Source organism: Aeromonas sp. s12 (assembly GCF_040907925.1).
In the GTDB taxonomy this organism is placed as follows: Bacteria; Pseudomonadota; Gammaproteobacteria; order Enterobacterales; family Aeromonadaceae; genus Aeromonas; species Aeromonas veronii.
Window position 1 is genome coordinate 37588 of record NZ_JBFOCT010000036.1, and the last position, 18876, is coordinate 56463.

At 62.3% G+C, this 18876-nt stretch carries 14 protein-coding genes; 5 read left to right on the forward strand and 9 right to left on the reverse strand.

Features of this window, described 5'->3' with window-relative positions; all coding sequences use genetic code 11:
• Positions 1-183 precede the first annotated feature (183 nt).
• Together recG and AB5Y67_RS18560 are read left to right on the forward strand one after the other, a co-directional pair.
• The gene (recG, locus tag AB5Y67_RS18555; protein WP_199427778.1) at positions 184-2253 is read left to right on the forward strand and encodes an ATP-dependent DNA helicase RecG; all 2070 of its coding nucleotides are present in this window, start codon (positions 184-186) and stop codon (positions 2251-2253) included.
• Between the two features lie 31 nt (positions 2254-2284).
• Positions 2285-4402, forward strand: coding sequence for an AsmA-like C-terminal region-containing protein (locus AB5Y67_RS18560; protein ID WP_199427779.1), 2118 nt, complete (start codon positions 2285-2287; stop codon positions 4400-4402).
• Positions 4403-4456: 54 nt separating this feature from the next.
• Here the strand turns inward: AB5Y67_RS18560 and AB5Y67_RS18565 are convergent, their stop codons facing one another.
• A complete protein-coding gene (locus AB5Y67_RS18565; RefSeq protein ID WP_167573733.1) occupies positions 4457-5365 on the reverse strand; it encodes a bifunctional GNAT family N-acetyltransferase/hotdog fold thioesterase in 909 nt (302 codons plus the stop codon).
• A 51-nt stretch (positions 5366-5416) separates the two neighbouring features.
• Between AB5Y67_RS18565 and AB5Y67_RS18570 the strand changes: the two genes are divergently transcribed.
• Positions 5417-6097: a spermidine synthase gene (locus AB5Y67_RS18570; protein WP_199427813.1), complete on the forward strand. Its 681-nt coding sequence runs from the start codon at positions 5417-5419 to the stop codon at positions 6095-6097.
• Here AB5Y67_RS18570 and dtd read toward each other — a convergent pair.
• From dtd to AB5Y67_RS18595, 5 genes are all read right to left on the reverse strand, one after another.
• Positions 6086-6523: a D-aminoacyl-tRNA deacylase gene (gene dtd, locus AB5Y67_RS18575; protein WP_005356887.1), complete on the reverse strand. Its 438-nt coding sequence runs from the start codon at positions 6521-6523 to the stop codon at positions 6086-6088. The genes AB5Y67_RS18570 and dtd overlap by 12 nt on opposite strands.
• Before the next feature lie 86 nt (positions 6524-6609).
• On the reverse strand, positions 6610-7482 hold the full coding sequence (locus AB5Y67_RS18580) for a virulence factor BrkB family protein (protein WP_005340664.1): 873 nt from the start codon (positions 7480-7482) through the stop codon (positions 6610-6612).
• Between the two features lie 176 nt (positions 7483-7658).
• The gene (locus AB5Y67_RS18585) at positions 7659-8900 is read right to left on the reverse strand and encodes a malic enzyme-like NAD(P)-binding protein (protein WP_199427780.1); all 1242 of its coding nucleotides are present in this window, start codon (positions 8898-8900) and stop codon (positions 7659-7661) included.
• Positions 8901-9154: 254 nt separating this feature from the next.
• The gene (locus AB5Y67_RS18590; RefSeq protein ID WP_005355439.1) at positions 9155-10381 is read right to left on the reverse strand and encodes an aromatic amino acid transporter; all 1227 of its coding nucleotides are present in this window, start codon (positions 10379-10381) and stop codon (positions 9155-9157) included.
• A 169-nt stretch (positions 10382-10550) separates the two neighbouring features.
• A complete protein-coding gene (locus AB5Y67_RS18595; protein ID WP_199427781.1) occupies positions 10551-11984 on the reverse strand; it encodes a DUF2867 domain-containing protein in 1434 nt (477 codons plus the stop codon).
• 286 nt (positions 11985-12270) lie between these two features.
• Here AB5Y67_RS18595 and AB5Y67_RS18600 point away from each other — a divergent pair, with 286 nt between their 5' ends.
• Positions 12271-13362 carry a hypothetical protein gene (locus AB5Y67_RS18600; RefSeq protein WP_190973194.1) on the forward strand — a complete coding sequence of 364 codons (1092 nt, stop codon included), beginning with the start codon at positions 12271-12273 and terminating at the stop codon, positions 13360-13362.
• Positions 13363-13423: 61 nt separating this feature from the next.
• On the opposite strand, the gene priA is transcribed toward AB5Y67_RS18600, so the two are convergent.
• Complete coding sequence (priA, locus tag AB5Y67_RS18605) at positions 13424-15631, reverse strand: primosomal protein N' (protein WP_150389943.1); 2208 nt, start codon at positions 15629-15631, stop codon at positions 13424-13426.
• A 147-nt stretch (positions 15632-15778) separates the two neighbouring features.
• Here priA and rpmE point away from each other — a divergent pair, with 147 nt between their 5' ends.
• The gene (gene rpmE / locus AB5Y67_RS18610) at positions 15779-15994 is read left to right on the forward strand and encodes a 50S ribosomal protein L31 (protein ID WP_005340673.1); all 216 of its coding nucleotides are present in this window, start codon (positions 15779-15781) and stop codon (positions 15992-15994) included.
• A 110-nt stretch (positions 15995-16104) separates the two neighbouring features.
• Here the strand turns inward: rpmE and AB5Y67_RS18615 are convergent, their stop codons facing one another.
• On the reverse strand, positions 16105-16755 hold the full coding sequence (locus tag AB5Y67_RS18615; protein WP_021230765.1) for a chromophore lyase CpcT/CpeT: 651 nt from the start codon (positions 16753-16755) through the stop codon (positions 16105-16107).
• Between the two features lie 122 nt (positions 16756-16877).
• Positions 16878-18731, reverse strand: coding sequence for a methyl-accepting chemotaxis protein (locus tag AB5Y67_RS18620; RefSeq protein ID WP_150389945.1), 1854 nt, complete (start codon positions 18729-18731; stop codon positions 16878-16880).
• Positions 18732-18876 lie beyond the last annotated feature (145 nt).

The window sequence follows — 18876 nt, forward strand, 5'->3', positions numbered from 1 at the left end:
CGCCATGCGCCTGCACCTTGCCTGTTGGCAGCCGCACAAAGGCCTCCCGCTTTCGGCAGGCCTTTGTTATATCCGCCGTTTCCCCCGCCTTGACGGCCCTGCCAGCAGCAACTCGGCTTGCATCGGCCCCTCAACAACCCCTATCATCTGGACATATTTACAGTGTTTTCGGGCATCTAATTGATGAAATTGGATAAAATTCCTCTCGATAGCCTCAAGGGTGTCGGCAGCAAGATGCAGGAGAAGCTCGAGCGGCTGGGACTGGCCACGGTACAGGATCTGCTGTTCCACCTCCCCCTGCGCTACGAGGACCGCACCCAGGTGTGGCCCATCGGCGATCTGCCGCCCGGGCTGCACGGCGCTGTCGAGGGCGAAATCCAGGACACTCAGCTGGTGATGGGGCGCCGCCGCATGATGGTCTGTCGCATCAGCGATGGCACCGGCACCCTCACCCTGCGCTTTTTCAACTTCACCGCCGCCCAGAAAAACAGTCTGGCGGCGGGCCGTCTGATCCGCTGCTTTGGCGAGGTGCGCCCCGGCAAATACGGGCTGGAGATGGCCCACCCCGAGTACAAGCTGCTCGGCGAAGAGCAGGCCGGTCAGACCGAAGAGGCGCTCACCCCCGTCTACCCGACTACCGAAGGGCTGCGCCAGCTCACCCTGCGCAACCTCACCGATCAGGCGCTGGCCCAGCTCGACCTCTATGGCGTGGAGGAGCTGCTGCCCGCCGGCCTCTATCCCCACCAGATTGAGCTGGCCGCCGCCCTGAAATTGCTGCATCGCCCGCCCCCCTCGGTAGCGCTGCCGCTGCTGGAAAGCGGCCAGCATCCGGCCCAGCAGCGGCTGGTACTGGAGGAGCTGCTGGCTCACAACCTCTCGGTCTTGAAGGTTCGTGCTCAGGCACAAACCCAGCTGGCTCGCGCCCTCAAACCGGCGCCCGAGCTGGTCGAACAGCTGCTCGGCGCCCTACCGTTCAAGCCCACCGGTGCCCAGAGCCGGGTGGTGGCCGAGATAAGTAAGGATCTGCAACAGAGCCACCCCATGATGCGGCTGGTGCAGGGGGATGTGGGCTCCGGCAAGACGCTGGTCGCGGCGCTGGCGGCCCTGCAGGCCATCGGCAACGGCTGTCAGGTGGGGCTGATGGCGCCGACCGAGCTGCTGGCGGAACAGCACGCCATCAACTTTGCCAAGTGGCTGGAGCCGCTCGGCATTGGAGTCGGCTGGCTGGCGGGCAAACAGAAAGGCAAGGCGCGGGAAGAGTCGCTGGCCGCCATCGCCGATGGCAGCGTCAAGATGGTGGTGGGCACCCACGCCATCTTTCAGGAGCAGGTGGTGTTCCAGCGCCTGGCGCTGGTCATCATCGATGAACAGCACAGATTCGGGGTGCATCAGCGCCTCGCCCTGCGCGAGAAAGGGGAGCGGGAAGGGGTGCATCCCCATCAACTCATCATGACCGCCACCCCCATCCCCCGCACCCTGGCGATGACCGCCTATGCCGACCTCGACACCTCGATCATCGACGAACTGCCGCCGGGCCGCACCCCCATCACCACGGTGGCGCTGCCCGACAGCCGTCGCGGCGATGTGATCGAGCGGGTCAAGCTCGCCTGCACCGAGGGCAAGCAGGCCTACTGGGTCTGCACCCTGATCGAGGAGTCGGAGGTGCTGGAGTGCCAGGCCGCCGAGGATACCGCCGCCGAGCTGCAGAACCTGCTGCCCGGTCTGCATATCGGGCTGGTGCACGGCCGGATGCGGCCGGTGGAGAAACAGCGGGTGATGGAGGAGTTCAAGGCGGGCATACTGCAACTGCTGGTCGCCACCACCGTCATCGAGGTGGGGGTGGATGTGCCCAACGCCAGCCTGATGATCATCGAAAACCCGGAACGGCTCGGGCTGGCGCAGCTGCACCAGCTGCGCGGCCGGGTTGGCCGGGGTGCGGTAGCCTCTCACTGCGTGCTGCTCTATCATGCCCCCTTGTCCAAGACGGCCCAGAGCCGGCTCGGGGTGCTGCGGGAGACCAACGACGGCTTCCTCATCGCCCAGCGCGATCTGGAACTGCGCGGCCCGGGGGAACTGCTCGGCACCCGCCAGACCGGTCTGGCTGATCTCAAGATCGCCGATCTGGTGCGGGATCAGCCGCTTATTCCACAGGTGCAGAAGATGGCGCGCTTCCTCATGGATAGGCACCCGAGTCATGTCGAACCCTTGATTCGCCGTTGGCTCGGTCTGCGAGACCACTACTCAAACGCCTGACAACACATCCCAAAACAGGAGGAAAGCAACCATGAATTCCTGGCTACGCGGCCTGCTCTACACCTTCGCCTTCCTGCTGCTGTTTGTCTGGGTTGCCCTCGGCCTGTTCGACGCCGAGCGAGCCAAAGGCCCCATCGCCAGCTGGATCAGCCAGCAGACCGGTGTGCCGGTCACCATAGGACGGCTGGTATTCAACCCGCTGCACCCCTACACCCTGCTGGCAGAGCAGGTACGCTATGGCGATGCGGTCTCCCTCGACAAGATCTATCTGGAGATCGAGAGCATCGACTGGCTGAGCCGCGACGTGCGCATCGCCCATCTCGATCTCATTCGTCCCGCCATCAAGCTGCCGCTGCCCAACCAGCTGCCGAACCTGCCGGTGCACTCCCTCACCATCAGTGACAGCACCATAGACCGGCTCAGTCTGGAGAGCCCCGAGCTGACCCTGCGCGGCCTCAATGCCACCCTGAGTGACTGGGAGCTGATCGACCCGAAACGGCAACCACAGGCCAACCTGAGCCTCAATATCGGCCAGCTGGAGACTCCGCAGTTCACCTTCGCCCGTCTCAGCCTGCAAGGAAAGCTTGAAGGAGAAGTGCTGCGCACCGACAAGCTGGTGACCAACCTGTTCGACGGTCTGCTGGAGACCGGCATGGTGCTGGACTGGCCCGCTCGAACCCTGCAACTGCACGATCTCAAGGCGCGCGGCATGCGGGTGGAGCTGGGGGATCTGACACAGCAAGGCTTCCCGCAGCGCTTCCCGTTGCAAAGCGTGTCGCTGGATCGCGGTCAGCTGGACGGCGTCAGCCTCAACGACATCAATCAGGAGCTCTCCTTCAACAACTTCAGCGGCCAGCTCACCGCCTTCAACTGGCAGGCGGGCAACCAGCCCACCGGCTATCTGAGCGGCACCTTGGGCGACATGGGTCGTGGCCTGTTCCAGCTGGAGGAGATCAAGGGCAAGCTCGCCTTCTCGCCCCAGCAGATCGACGGCGAACTGCAGGGCAAGGCCTATGAAGGGGAGTTCAATGTCGAGCTCTCCCTCGATAGCCAGCAGCAGAAGCTGACCCTGAAAGACGTGGCGCTGAGCGGCATGGATATCAGCCTGCCACAGGGGTGGTGGCAGGATTGGCAGAGCTGGCGCCCGCAGCAGGTCGATATCCGCAAGCTGGCGTTCGACAGGCTCAAGGTGCTCTCCTTCGACGATACCCTGCCCCTGTCGCTGACCGGCTGGCAGCTCTATCTGAGCGATCTCGCCCTACGCGATAACCAGCCCGGCCCGTTGCTCGGCCGTGCCCGTATCGAGAGCAAGTGGTTCGAGCTGGTGTGGGATGGCCTCAGCGCCCGCAACGGCGAGCTGGATGGGGAACTGACCCCCAGCTCGTGGCAGTTGGGCAAACTCACCAGCTCGCTGCCGGATGAGGGCACCTTCAGCCTGAGTGGCCAGTGGGGCCGCGAACCGGGCCAGAGCAGCCGCCTGCAACTGCAGGCGACCAAGCTGGATCTGGTGCAGTGGGGCAAGATATTCCACTCTCCGGTCTCCTTCGCCGGCAAGGCGGACGTGAGTGCCGACCTGCAAGCCGAACATGGCAAAACGGCGGGCGAGTGGCGCCAGACCCTGCAAGGCAGCTTTGCCCTCGATGCCGACGAGCCGTTCTGGGACAAGGTGAAGATAGACCCGCTGCTGGATGAGTGGTTCAAGGGGGCGACCCCACCCACCCTGACGCCGGATCAGCTGTGGCAGGCGATGCAGGAGGGCGACACCCCCTTCTACCGCATCAAGCTGCAGGGCAAGATCGACAAGGGGCAACTGCAGATCGAGCAGGCTGGCGCCTCCACCATCACCCATCTGCTGGCGCTGCAAGGGGGGATCGATCTGGTCAACGAGCAATGGCAGCTCGATCTGGGGATCCTCAACGGCAACCGCTGCGCCGAGCTGCTCGGCCAGTGGCGCGGGCCGTTGACGGAACCCACACTGGCCTGGAGCTTCCCGCAGAAGCAGGACGCCTGCGGCTGGGAAGTAGGAGTACGCTATCCGCCGCAAGGCAACAGCGCCCCGCTCTGGCGACCGGCTCCCGCACCGAAAGCCCAAAACCAGGCCCAAGTGCAGACCCAAGCCGGGCAGACAAGCGATAGCCAACAAGGGTAAAAACAGACAAGGCCTCATGATGAGGCCTTGTTGTTTGATGGGGAAACGACGCGATTACTGGCCCGGACGGCGAGGCGGCTGCACCACGTAGTGACCGCAGAACTCCGCCGCCAGCTTGCCGCCGCTGAACAGCTGGATCTTGAGGCTGAAGGTGGCAGGCTCCCCCCGTTTGAGCGGCTGCAGCACGGCGGGCATCCCCTCGCGGGCCACTCGCGCCTCCGGCTCCTCATCGACCGGGCCATGATATTTGATGGTGCTCTCGGCCAGCACCGGCTCGCCCACCAGCCCCTCCTCTTTAAGCTGCAGCCAGATCAGCCCCCAGCCCGCCAGCACGCACTGGCTGTAGACACTGCCGGCGAACATGCTGCCATGCACGTTGAAATTGGCCGCCAGATTGGCCTTGAGGTGGAAGGTCTGGCCGTCGTAGTGGCTGATGTGCATCCCCATCTTCTCGCTGATGGGTACCCCGCGCGACCAGCGGGTGGTGAGATCCTGACACCACTCCGGCCGATACTGGATAGTCTGCAACGGGCTCAGGGATTTGATCATCTGGCGATGGGGAATCCGGCCAAAGGAGACGGGGCCGCCCCCCACTTCGAGAAAGCCGCACTTGCGATAGAACTCCACCGCCTCCTGACGGGCGTTCATCACCAGCCGTTTCACCTTCTCGCTGCGGGCCAGCTCCTCGAGATCCTCCACCATTCGGGCGCCCAGCCCTTGGCCGCGATATTCGGGCCGCAGCGCCATAAAGCGGATCTGCGCCTCGTCGCCGCCGATAAAGAGGCGCCCCACCGCAATAGGGGTACCATCGGGTGCCAGCATCAGTCGGTGAATGGCGACCGTGTCGTATTCGTCCCGCTCGGAACCGACGGGCAGATTGAAGGGTTTACGCAGAAGTTCCCAGCGCAACTGGTAGTAGGCATCCAGCTCGGCGACTGTCTGAGGGGTGACTACCCGGTACATAGTTTCATCCTTGAGTTACACTGGTCGGAAACCATCTTGCCGTGCAAATTCATGGACTTCAATCTGCAAGCGTACCAAGCCGATCACTTGTTGCACCTCAGCGTCAAACCCCAGCGCCGCCTCACGGTACAGGAAAATGACCAGCACCGCTGGCTGGAGATAGACGGCGTGGTGCAATCCGCCATGTCGCTCGCCGACCCCGCGACCCTCTGTCTGCCCCATCAGCGGCTCATCGCCTGCCTGCTGCCGGAGCGGGCTGAGCAGATCCTCGAACTGGGGCTGGGTGGCGGCGATCTCACTCGCCATCTCTGCCAACGCTGGCCCGATGCTCGCCACGAGTGCGTCGACCTCGACGACGAGGTGCTGACCGTTTATCAGCAGTTTTTCCAGCATCAGGAGAGCGATGAACGCGCCGCTCCGGCACTCCATCAGGCCGATGCCCTCGCCTTTCTCGAGCAGAGCGAGCAGCAGTACGACCTCATCCTGCTCGATCTCTTCAGTCAGGATGGCAACCCGCTGCTGCTGTTTCAGGAGCGGCTCTACCGGGCGCTGGCTCCCCGCCTCTGCGGCACTCTGGTGATCAACCTGCTGCCGCGCACCGAACTGGAGCTAACCCACGCCCTGACACTGATAGAACAGTGGATTGGCCCCGCCACCCCCTATCCGGTTGCGGGGCTTATCAACGTGATCGTCCACGTCACACCGCGGGACGAAATATCCTCAGACCTGTAGCCAGAAGGTCGTCGGTCCCTCGTTGACCAGCGCCACCTTCATGTCGGCGGCAAAACGGCCGGTTTCGGTCGGGATGCCGCTGGCGGCGGCCTTGGCCACGAAGTAGTCATAGAGGCGCTCGGCCTCGCTCGGGTGAGCACCGCAGGAGAAGCTGGGACGCATCCCTCGCTTGGTATCCGCCGCCAGCGTGAATTGGGAGACAACCAGCAGACTGCCGCCGATCTGGCTGACATTGAGGTTCATCTTGCCCTCCTGATCCGGAAAGATGCGATAACCACTGACCCGATGCAGCAACTTGTCGGCCTTGGCCTCGTCATCCCCCTGCTCTACCCCGAGCAGTACCAGCAATCCCTGACCGATGGCGCCGGTCACCTCCCCCTCGACAGTCACGCTGGCCTCGCTGACCCGCTGAATCAATGCAATCACATCCCTCTCCTTTGAAAACAGAACGACCGCCCCCTCACAGGGGCGGTCGTCGATGCTACCAATAAACCGGTGGCCAAGGCGATGGCTTAGCCAAGCTCCTCACTCGCCGGTTTCTCATATTCACCGAGGCAGGCCGTGGTTTCAGCCCCCAGCAGCACCACCAGCCAGCTGAGATAGACCCAGACAAACAGGATCGGGATGGTGGCCAGCGCGCCGTAGATTGCCTGATAGGAGGGGAAGTTGGTTATGTAGATGGCAAAACCGCGCTTGGCCAGCTCGAACAGGGTCGCCGCTACCAGCGCACCGATAAAGGCGTGGATCAGCCGCACCTTGCAGTTCGGCACCACGGTATAGACCAGCAGGAAGGTGAGCACCGAGAAGAGGAACGGCAAGCCGCGCAACAGCAGATAGCCGATGCCGAACAGGCTCTCGGCGCCAAACAGCCGCAGCGAGAAGATGTAGGAGGAGATGGCGATACTGGCCCCGATAAGCACGGGCCCCAGGGTGAGGATCATCCAGTACATGGCAAAGGCCTGCGCCAGCGGGCGGCCCTGGGTCGAGCGCCAGATGTAGTTGAGGTTCTTGTCGATGGCGGAGATCAGCATCAGCGCCACCACCACCAGCGCCCCAATCCCCACAGCCGTGGTGTTGGTGGCATTGGCGACGAAGCCGTCGATGTACTCCTTGAGCATATCGCCCGCGGTCGGCACGAAGTTGTGGTAGACGAACTGCTCCATCGCCTGTTTGAGGCTCTGGAACACCGGGAAGGCGGACATCATGCCAAAGACCACGGCGATCATCGGCACCAGTGAAAGCAGGGTGACATAGGCCAGATAACCGGCGGTAACCGTCAATCTGTCCTGCTGGAAACGGCCCCAGACAAACTGGGCAAAGTGGCGGCCATCATGGCGCAAGAAGGAGAGGGCGTGGGCCAAACGGCCGCTGACAGGCTGCTGCATCTTGATTCTCGTTAGCGTCATAGTGGCAATATTGTGTCAGAGGAGAGCGCTGTTTGACCACCTTTGCACCCGATTTGCCTCCATATGCCCCAACCTGTCGCCCGGCTGGCGTCTCTGGCTGTCGCCAGAAGCAGAAATAAAAACGGCCCCGCTATGGGGCCGTTTGCAACGCCGGATTACAGCATGTAGTCCGCGGGCAGCTCGATGCGGGCAACGCCGGAGGCCACCGCTGCCAGCGCCACGGCGCGGGCTACGCGCGGCAGCAGACGGGCATCCATCGGCTTGGGAATGACGTAATCCTTGCCGAAGGCGAGCTCGCTCACCCCGGCGGCGGTCAGCACCTCGGCGGGCACCGGCTCCTTGGCCAGCGCACGGATCGCCTCGACCGCAGCAATCTTCATAGCATCGTTGATGCGGCTGGCTCGGGCGTCGAGGGCGCCGCGGAAGATGAAGGGGAAGCAGAGCACGTTGTTGATCTGGTTCGGGTAGTCGGAGCGGCCGGTGCCCATGATGAGGTCGCTGCGTACGGCGTGGGCCAGCACAGGCTTGATCTCCGGGTCCGGGTTGGAGCAGGCGAAGATCACCGGGTTGGGCGCCATCAGGGCGACCGCTTCGGCGGGCAGCACATCGGGGCCGGAGACGCCGACAAATACATCAGCCCCTTCGATGACATCCATCAGGGTGCGCAGCGGAGTCTCGTTGGCGAAGCGCTGCTTGTACTTGTTGAGATCGCTGCGGCCGGTGTGGATAACACCCTGACGATCCAGCATGAAGATGTTGTGTGCTCTGGCGCCACACTTGATCAGCAGATCCATGCAGGCGGTGGCGGCAGCCCCCGCCCCCATGCAGACGATGCGGCTGTCACTGATCTGCTTGCCCTGCACTTCCAGCGCGTTGAGCAGCCCGGCGGCGGTGACGATGGCGGTGCCGTGCTGGTCATCGTGGAACACCGGAATGTCGCAGCGCGCGATCAGCGCCTCTTCAATCTCGAAACACTCCGGCGCCTTGATATCTTCCAGATTGATGCCACCGAAGGTATCGGCGATAGCCGCCACCGTGTCGATAAACTGCTGGCTGGTCTCGTGCTTCACCTCGATGTCGATGGCGTCGATACCGGCGAAGCGCTTGAACAACAGGGCCTTGCCCTCCATCACCGGCTTGGAGGCCAGCGGCCCCAAATTGCCCAGACCCAGAATGGCAGTGCCGTTGGAGATGACGGCCACCAGGTTGCCCTTGCCGGTATAGCGGTAGGCATCGGCCGGGTTGGCGGCGATCTCGCGCACCGGCTCGGCAACACCCGGGCTGTAGGCCAGCGCCAGATCACGGGCGGTTTCGGCAGGCTTGGTCAGGGCGATGGCAATTTTGCCCGGTACGGGCTGGGCGTGGTAATCGAGTGCTTCTTGACGCAGATCGGACATGGGGGACCCCGATGTGGTTGGTGCAAATGAGGTGCCGACAGGGGGCACGCAGAAGGGCGGGGATCATAAAAGAAAGCGGTGGACATGCCCAGCAGATCATGCTGCCATCAGCCAGATCAGACCAGTTATTTCAGCACCTTACCCCACCCACACATACCACTTTAGTTATAGATCCTGCTGCGTGGGGTAAAAATGGCGCAAAAAGGGCGGCAAGTTGGCCTTACCGCCCTTTCTGTCAGAGTTGTAGACCTGACTCAGTTGCCCAGATAGACCGGCAACAGATTTGCCATCGACAGGAAGTGGAACAGCGCGGTCGCCAATCCGAACAGGATCAGCAGCCAGGCCATCAGCTTGCCGCCGGGGGTGACGAAGTGGGGTGTCACTTCGCCCCGCTCGGCCCGCGCCCGGGTGCGCAGCACCAGCAATGCCGGGATGATGCAGGTCCAGATGGTGGCGGCGGCACCGGCATAGCCGATGGCCAGCAGGAAGCCGAACGGGAAGAGCAGGGAGAGCACCAACGGCGGCAGGAAGGTGACCGCCCAGGTCTTGCAGCGACCGGCGCGGCTGTTGTCGAACTTGAACAGATCAGCCAGATAGTCGAACACCCCGAGCCCCACCCCGATAAAGGAGGAGAGAATGGCCGCCATGGAGAAGCCGTTGATGGCGCTGGCCACCTTCTCCGATTCGATCACCCCTGAAAGCGCGGAAAGCAGCACACTCACGTCACCCCCCTTGGCAATCACGGGAGCAAAATCCTGACGGGGCAGGTTGCCGAAGATCCCCAACAGCCAGAGTACGTAGAGCGCCAGCGCGATCAGGGTTCCCCCCAGAATGGCCCATCTGGCCTGCTGCTCGTTCTGGTAGTAGGCACGCAGGGAGGCAACAGAGTGGTGATAACCAAACGAGGTGAGCGCCACCGGCAGCATCGCCATGGCATAGGGGGCGTAGCGACTCTCGCTGCCCGCCAGATCGAGCAGGGTCGGCAGCTTGATACTGCCGAGCAGCCCGGCCACCCCGAGGGCGAAACTGAGGATCATGAAGGCGATCAGTACCACCGAAATACGGTCAACAGCGCGAGTCGAGTGCCACACCACCGCAGAGAAGAGCGCCACGAACAGCACGGACGCGAGCTTGCTGTCGATCCCCAGAATGCCCTGCAGGATGGCACCGGAGGAGGTGATATAGGCGTAGAGCAGAATGCCGCCAACAAAGTAGACCGAGAGGTTGTTGAGGAGATTGAGCTTCTCCCCCAGCAGCTCGCGAGTCACGGTATTGAAGGAGACCCGCATGTCGTGGTGCTGGAAGGATTCCAGCAGCATCCAGCCGGAGAGGGTCATCATCACCATGGTGACGGTCAGCGCCAGCACCGACCAGAGGGTCCAGGCCCCCGCCCCCGAACTCGGCAGACCGAGCATGCCAGCTCCCACGCAGACGCTGGCAATGATGCAGGCGCCCCCCAAAATTGACGGTTTTTTCTTCATAATCCCTTCTTTTTCTGACTGATTATCTATCCGCGGTAAACAAGACCGCGGCATGATGCCAGCCTTTGCCATGAGACGCCTACCACTATCTGCCATAACCGGGCATGGCCGCCGCATAAAAAGTGCCCCGAACGGGGCACTCTATCAGCGGGGATGGTGTGAATAGGGGTTAATCCATCACCGGGATACCTGCCCTCGCCTCAGCCTGACGGGCGATGGCCTCGGTCATCCCCTGAAAAATGAAGAGGTGGAACGGCAACATGGCGAGCCAGTAGGCCAACCCCCAGGCGCCCTGCGGGTGCCAGTGAGCTGTGACCCGGATGCGGGTCAGGCCAGATTCCTCCGGCAGGATGTTGAACTCCAGCCGCCCGACGCCCGGGGCCTTCATGTTGAACAAGAGATCGAGCCTGCGCCCCTCATCCACCCCGAGGATCTGCCAAGAGTCGAGCATGTCACCCTTCACGAAGCGATCCGGATTGGTGCGACCACGAGTGCGGGCCGGGCCGCCGATCAGATGATCCATCCATTCGCGCACCACCCACAGCTGGTTCATGTAGAAGTAGCGCTGCTCACCCCCCAGCTGCTGCAACACCTGCCACACCACCTCGGGCGAGGCGAGGCAGATGGCATCGCCGCTGGCGGTGCGGTCGTAGAAACCATATTCGGGATGGCGCCAGCGCAGGCCGAGCGGCGTCTCCTGCCCCTGCTGCTCGGCACCCAGCTTCTGCTCCAGCGCCAGACTCTCCGCCAGCGCCTCGTCGAAGCTGAGCAGGGTCTGTGGCAGCAGGGCACGCAGCGGGCCGTCATCGGCCGGAATATCGTGCTTGAGACCGCCCACCAGCGCCTTGGCCACCGGCTGCGGCACCGAGGTGACAAACTGCAGCCACCAGGCGGAGAGACGCGGACTCAAAAACGGGATGGGAATGATAGGGCAACGCTTGCCGATATGGGCGGCGAACTTCTGCAACTGCTGTTGATAGCTGAGCAGTTCTGGGCCGACCGCATTGAAGATGCGGCCATCCACCTCGTCGGCTTCCACCAGCCCACCCAGATAGTGCAGCAAGTTGGAAAGCGCAATCGGCGGCGTACGCGAGCGCACCCATTTGGGTGTCACCATCAGCGGCAGGTTGAACACCAGATCCCGCATCACCTCGAACGCCGCCGAGCCGGGCCCGACAATGATGCCGGCACGCAGCTCCACCGTAGGCACACCGGATTCGCGAAACAGCTCGCCACAGTGGCGGCGGGAGTTGAGATGGCGACTGTTGCAATGCTCCGGCTGGATTGCCCCGAGATAGATGATGCGGCGCACCCCGGCGGCGCGGGCGGCGGCAGCAAAGTTCTTCACCCCCTGCTGCTCCAGCCGGTGAAAATCGGCCCCCGCCCCCATGGCATGCACCAGATAGAAAACGGTATCTATGCCCGCCAGCGCAGGCAGCAAAGTGATGGGCTTGAGGCTGTCGGCGAGGCGAAACTCGACTCCCTCAGGCAAGCGGCAGGGACGGCGCGCCCCGGCAATCACCTTGTAGCCCAGGGTTTGCAGGTGGGGCACCAGATAGGAGCCTATATAGCCCGCCGCTCCCATCACCAGACAATTACGCATGAGTGAAGCCCTCAACATCATTGATGCAAGGGGCGCCAGACAGGAATCCACCATAGCCCGCCACGTCCATCACCAGACAATTTCTCATGTAATTCTCCCTATCCTCACCGATGCCGCTTGTCAGCCAGAGTGCGCCGCGTTACCTGAAAATGTTCAACTACAGCGCCACCATCCAGTCTCTTGCCATCCTGCCACGCCACCACCTTGCAACCTAGTACTAACCACCTCCCTGATTAGTCCGATTTGGTGTTAAGCCCTGCTCACTAACCGGTCGATAACTGACCAGATGTATAGCGCCGAGGGCGAATGTATGCGCATCGATCACTACGACCTCCAGGGGGAGGTGCAATACCGGCAACAACAGGCCCAGAGCCGCAAGGTGCGCAACCTCGGGCCAGTGCCACCCGCCGTCAATCCACCGGAGGGCAACAACACGGCAGTGGCCGGCGAACGCAGCAGCACTCTGACCCTCACCAGCGCCCTGACGCTGCAAACCGCGAGGCAATCAGCCGCCAGCCAGCAAGCGGCAACACCTCCCGCCCCGCCCGCAGCGGAAGTCGGCAAAGAGCAGGATGGCATTCCCGACGATGGGCTGGATAACCGCCAGCGGCTGATCAAGCTGATGATTGAGGCGATGCTGGGCCACGAAATCGAGCTGCCCAAGCCGATCAAGCCCACCGAAGAGGGGGGCGAAGGGGTGACCCAAGGAGAAGCAGCAGCTCAGGCCGCCGAGCCGGATCAACTGGTGGAGGTGACAGACACCCTGCTGCAACAGGAGCAGCTCAACGTGGTGGCATCGGCCAGCGTAGCGACTCGGGATGGTCAGACTATTCAGCTCGATCTCGGCTTTGTGCTCGACTGGCGCCAGCTGGAGGTGAGCCAGCGGCGCACCACCCTCAATGCCCTCAAGGATCCGCTGGTGCTCAGCCTGGACGGCAAGATAGCCGGCCTGACCGACGCCCGGGTCAAGTTCGACATCGATCAGGATGGCAAAGAGGACAGCCTGCCGGGCCTGAGTGAAGGCAGCGGCTTCGTGGCGCTGGATCGCAACGGCAACGGCACCATAGATGACGGCGGCGAGCTGTTCGGGGCCCGCTCCGGCAACGGTTTTGGCGAGCTGGCGACCCTGGATGAGGATGGCAACGGGGTGCTGGACGAGCGGGATAGCCAGTTCTCGGCGCTGCAGTTCTGGCAGCCGGAGCAATCCCCCATCGCTCTGGTGGAGCTGGGGATCGGCGCCATCCTGCTCCATCCCCTCGACACCCCCTTCAACCATCTGGGGGAGAGCGGCAATCAGGGGGTGCTGCGCCAGTCCGGTCTCTATGTAACCGAACAGGGCAAGGGCGGCTGGGTGCAGCAGATCGATCTGCGGGTCTGAACCCGGCACCCGCATGGCAAACCCGGTCGCTGACGAAGCCCGTCAGCGACCGGAATCTGACTCAGTTCAGCTCGGTGGGGTCGATATCGAGGCTCCAGCGTACCCGCTTGGTCTCGGGCCACCCCTCCAGCTCCTTCACCGCCCAATCCAGCAGCTGGGCCAGTGGCGCCCGGTTGGGCCCCTGCACCAGCAACTGCATGCGGAACTTGCCCGCCTTGCGCTCCATAAAGCCGCTGATGGGCCCGAGCACCTGAACATGGGGATAACGGGCGCTGCGCAGGGTATCGGCGAGGCGGGCGAGGAACAGCTGCACCTCGTCACGGCCGTTGGCCTCGGCCCGAAACAGTCCCTGATAGCTGAACGGCGGCAACCCCAGCAGGCGGCGCTCTTTCAGCGCCGTGTCGGCGAAGTGGCCGTAGCCATTCTGGGTCAGATCCTGCAGCAGGGCGTGCTCCGGATGGTGGCTCTGCAGCACCACCAGCCCGGGTTTGCTGGCGCGACCGGCGCGACCCGCCACCTGGGTGTAGAGCTGGGCAAGCTTCTCGGCGGCGCGAAAATCGGCGCTGAACAGGGCACCATCCACATCCAGCAGACCCACTAGCGTCACGTCCGGGAAGTGGTGGCCCTTGGCCAGCATCTGGGTGCCGATCAGGATCTTGTACTTGCCCGCCTTGATGTCGCCGAGGTGAGTCTCCAGCTCCCCCTTGCGGCGGGTGTTGTCCCGATCGATGCGCACCACCGGATATTGCGGGAACACCGTGGTGAGCAGCTGTTCCAGCTGTTCGGTGCCCACTCCCGACCCGATCAGCTCGTTGCTGCCACACTCGGGGCAGTGGTGGGGCAAGGGGCGCACGCTGTCGCAATGATGGCAGTGCAGCCGTCGTCCGGCCTGATGCCAGGTGTACCAGGCATCACAACGCTCACAAGCGGCGCTCCAGCCACATTGGTGACAGATCAGAGCCGGGGCATAGCCACGGCGGTTGAGAAACAGCATCACCTGATTGCCCGCCGCCAGATGCTCTGCCATCAGCTGCTCCAGCTGGGGGGAAAGCCCGGCCTGCAACCGCACGTTTTTGATATCGAGGATCACCTGACGGGCGGTCTGGGCGTTACCGGCACGCCGAGTCAGGGTGAGATGGTGATACTTACCGGTGCGGGCGTTGTGCAGCGTCTCCAGCGACGGGGTAGCCGAGCCAAGCAAAATGGGGATACCGGCACGATGAGCCCGCATCACCGCCAGATCCCGCGCGTGGTAGCGAAAACCGTCCTGCTGCTTGAAAGAGCCGTCGTGCTCTTCGTCGATGATGATGATGCCGAGGTTGTGAAACGGGGTGAACACCGCCGAGCGGGTGCCGATCAGGATGGCGGCGCCGCCGTCGCGGCAGGCGAGCCAGGCGTCGAGCCGTTCCCGATCGTTCATGGCGGAGTTCATCGCTACCACCGGCACGTTGAAGCGGCGCCGGAAGCGGTTGATGGTCTGCGGGGTGAGACCGATCTCCGGAACCATCACCAGCGCCTGCTTGTCCGCCTTGAGCAAGGGCTCAAGGATGCTTAAATACACCTCGGTTTTGCCGGAGCCGGTAATGCCATCCAGCAGGAAGGCACCGAACTTGTCGCTCTGGCTGGTAACGGCAGAGACAGCCAGCGCCTGCTCGCCATTGAGGCGCAGCCCCTCCCCCGGTTCAAAACGGGCGGCCCAGTCGCCGTCATGGCTTGGCTCCAGCGAGCGCTTCTCCAGCAGCCCCTTCTTCTCCAGCGCGGTGAGAGCGGCGCTCTGGATCTCCTCCTGCTTGAGGGCGGAGGGGGTCTGCGGTCCTTTGCGCAGCAGGGCGAGCGCTTGCTGCTGCTTGGCCGCCCGCTTGAGCTCGTTAAGGTCGATGGCCATGCCCGCCTCGGTGGCAAACCAGAACTCCAGCTCCCGATAGGCGGCTGGCTCCCCCTTGCGCACCAACACCGGCAGGGCATGGGGCAGCACTTCCCCCAGCGGATGCTGGTAGTAGCTGGCGCTCCAGTTCATCAGCGCCAGAATATCCGGCCCCAGCACCGGAGCCGTGTCCAATACCCGTTTGATGGGCTTGAGCTTGTTGCGGGGCACCTGGCTGTCGGCCGGATGATCCACCACCAGCCCGACCAGGGTCTGGGGACCGAAAGGGATCTCGACCCGGCAACCGGGGGCAGGTAACGGCAGGGGAGAGAGATAGTCGAAGTGACGGCGTAACGGTACCGGGACAGCGACACGAACCAGATCCAGCGTTTGGGAAGAATTCACCAGGGGTTGCCTATTTTTTCTGCGAAGCCACTTGCCTGATCTCAGGCATTTCCTATATTATTCGCAGCCTTTGAAACTGTGTTCAACAATCGTGTGGTGTCCGACAAGAGATCGGATGGCGACACGGCCTATTAATTGAGGTTGTCCATGAAAGCTGGTATCCATCCTGACTACGTAGCCATCACCGCCAAGTGCTCTTGCGGTAACGTCATCAACACTTTCTCTACCATCGGTAAAGATCTGAACCTGGACGTGTGCTCCGAGTGCCACCCGTTCTACACCGGCAAGCAGAAAGAAGTTTCTAGCGGCGGCCGCGTAGACAAGTTCAACAAGCGTTTCGGTGCGATGACCACCAAGAAGTAATTTTACTTCTGAAGAATTCTGAAAAAGGCGCCCAATGGGCGCTTTTTTCATTGTCTTTGTCCCGTCCTGAATATGGTTTATCCCTTTCCCTCAGCCAGACGCACTCTCCCCTACTGGCCAAACCCTTTGGAACGACGCAAATAGACATACCCCTCACCCGGGCTACCCCAGCGCGGGCTCCCTGCGTTGTCATAGGCGCGATCCAGCAATCTGACGCTATCGGGGCCAATCCAGATATGCTGCACCAGCGTCGTGGCACCACCAAAATCGGTAGAGCAATGGCCCACCCGGGTATGACCGGCATATTCGCCGGAGGGAGTGCGTGTCAGCCAGATCTCGCATCCGTGACGCAAGGAGAGCTGCTGCGGGGTCAGACTGTCGAGCAGGGCGGGATCATGCCAGGCACCGGCAAAATCGGTGGCTCGGGGCATGGTCAGCTCTGCCATCAGGATCCGCCCGTCAGGGGCAGGTGAGAAGCGATAGATGCGCTGGCGGAAAGGACGGACGGAGCGCATGCTCAGATACTGCTCGGCATAGACCCAGCGATAGCCCTGATAGCCGGGCCAAATCTCCATCAGGCGCAGCTCGGCACTGGTAAAGCGGCTGTCGTAACTGGCCTGCTCCCGGCTCGTAAAGGCCCCGTTGAACCAGCTGAGTAGCGGCTCCATACCGGGCTTGAGTGGGGTAGCCTGAGGCGCCGATCCTGCCAACACCAGACAGGAACAGAGCAGCCCGAATACGGCCACCAGCAACTTTGCCATCGAATCCTTCCGAATCATCATAGTGGCGGCGATTATATGAGCGAATGTCCCCAATAACAGCCATTACGATCAAATCATTGCCACTCTGGTGCAAAAACCTCATAAGGATGCCAGTCCGCTCACTAAACCCGATATTTTGCCACCGCCTTGTTGAGCAGCTGGGCCTGCTCGTTGAGGCCCTCGCTGGATCTCGCATTTTCCTCCGCCATGATGCTCGACTCCTGGGCGATGTCGCGGATGTTGTTGACGTTGCGGTTCACCTCGTTGGCCACCAGACTCTGCTGTTCGATGGCTGCCGCAATCTGGGTGCTCATATCCATGATGTGGGTAACATCCTGAGTGATCTGCCCCAGCAACTCCCCTGCGGTACTGGCCTGATCCGAGCTGCGGTTGCCCTGCTCGCGGCAGGTTGCCATCACCTCGACGATGCTGCCGGTCTGTTTCTGCAGCGAGCTGATGATGCCGGCAATCTCCTGGGTCGATTTCTGGGTACGGATGGCCAGATTACGCACCTCATCGGCCACCACCGCAAAGCCGCGCCCCTGATCCCCTGCCCTGGCTGCTTCGATGGCTGCGTTGAGGGCCAGCAGGTTGGTCTGCTCGGCAATGCCACGGATCACGTCAAGCACGGAGCCGATGGTCTCGCTCTCTTTTTGCAGCTGGCTCACCTCGCGGGATGAGCTCTCCAGATTGCCCGCGAGCGAGCGGATCTGCTCGACAGTATTCTCGACCGCAGCCCGCCCCTCCATCGCCTTGTTGTTGGTCGCCTGCGCATTGTTGGCCGCCTGCTCGGTGTTGCGGGCGATCTCTTCGATGGTGGAGCCCATCTCGGTGGACGCGGTCGCCACCATGTCGGTCTCTTGCAGCTGGCGCGCCGCCCCTTCACTGGTGCGCTTGACGTTGGCCGAGAGGTGATCCGCCGCTTCGGTAAGGGTGTGCACGCTCTGCTTCACATCGCCAATCAGGTTGCGAAACCCGCCCAGCATCACGTCAAGATTGCCTGCCAGCTGGGCCATTTCATCTGCCCCGCGCAACTCTATCTTCAGACGCAGGTCATTATCCTGACGAATGCGGTTGACGGTGTCATTCACCTGAGTAATGGGACGGTCGATACTGCGCCCCAGCAACACGCTCATGATGCCGATCAGCACCACAATCACCCCGCCACAGACCAGCATCAGGCTGTTGAGGCGAGCGCTCTGCCGCTCAAGCTCAGCGATAATGTGCTGATCGACGGCGGCAAACCCCTGTTCGGTCTGATGCACCAGATCCCGCATCTGGTTACGCAGCCCTTCATCCTCTTTCAGCCCCAGTACCTGCATCCCCTGCACCAGCGCCACAAAGTCCTGCCGGTACTGCTTGCTGGCCTGCTCCAGCTTGCCACGATCCCCCTCCGGCAAGGTGGCAAGGCTATCCTGAAAACTCTTGTGCAAGGTCTCGAAACGCTCCAGATACTGGATATCGGAGCGCAGCATGAAGTCCTTCTCCGCCCGCCTCAGTTGTAGCATGGTGATGAGCAGCCCCTGCTGATCCAGCTGCTTGAGCCCATTCTCCACCTCATGTACCGCCGCCCTCAACTTGCCATAGAGCCCCTCCTCCGGCCCCAGACCAATCTTCTGCTGCTGGGCCACCAGATCGTTGAAGGCTTTGCCATAACCGCTGATCTGCTGATCCAGTCTGGTCAGCTCCCCCTCAACGGCCGCCAGATTGTCATCGGTCACCAGCTCCCGGTTGTGCTGGTGAAAGTCAGACAGCCCCTGATTGAAGCGCTCGACGAAGGTCATATCCTTGCGGATCAGAAAATCCTTCTCGGCCCGCCGCAAGTTGAGCATGGCGATCTCCAGCTGGTCGATATTACGCTGGGCTTCGGTCAGATGACGGTGCACCTGGCTGGAGTAGATAAACAGGCCGCTCAGTACCAGCATGGCAACGGCAACCAGCACGGTATTCAGGATCAACTTATGACGGATAAGCACGATGGACCTCTCGCAAACTGGCAGTGAACTGCATTGAGCTTATGCAGAAAAGCGGCGACAGGTGATCTGTGCAAGGAATATTCATTGAAATGCCACACCCACTCCTTATACTGGTTGCACCTGTTTCCAGCCGTGGATTTGACAC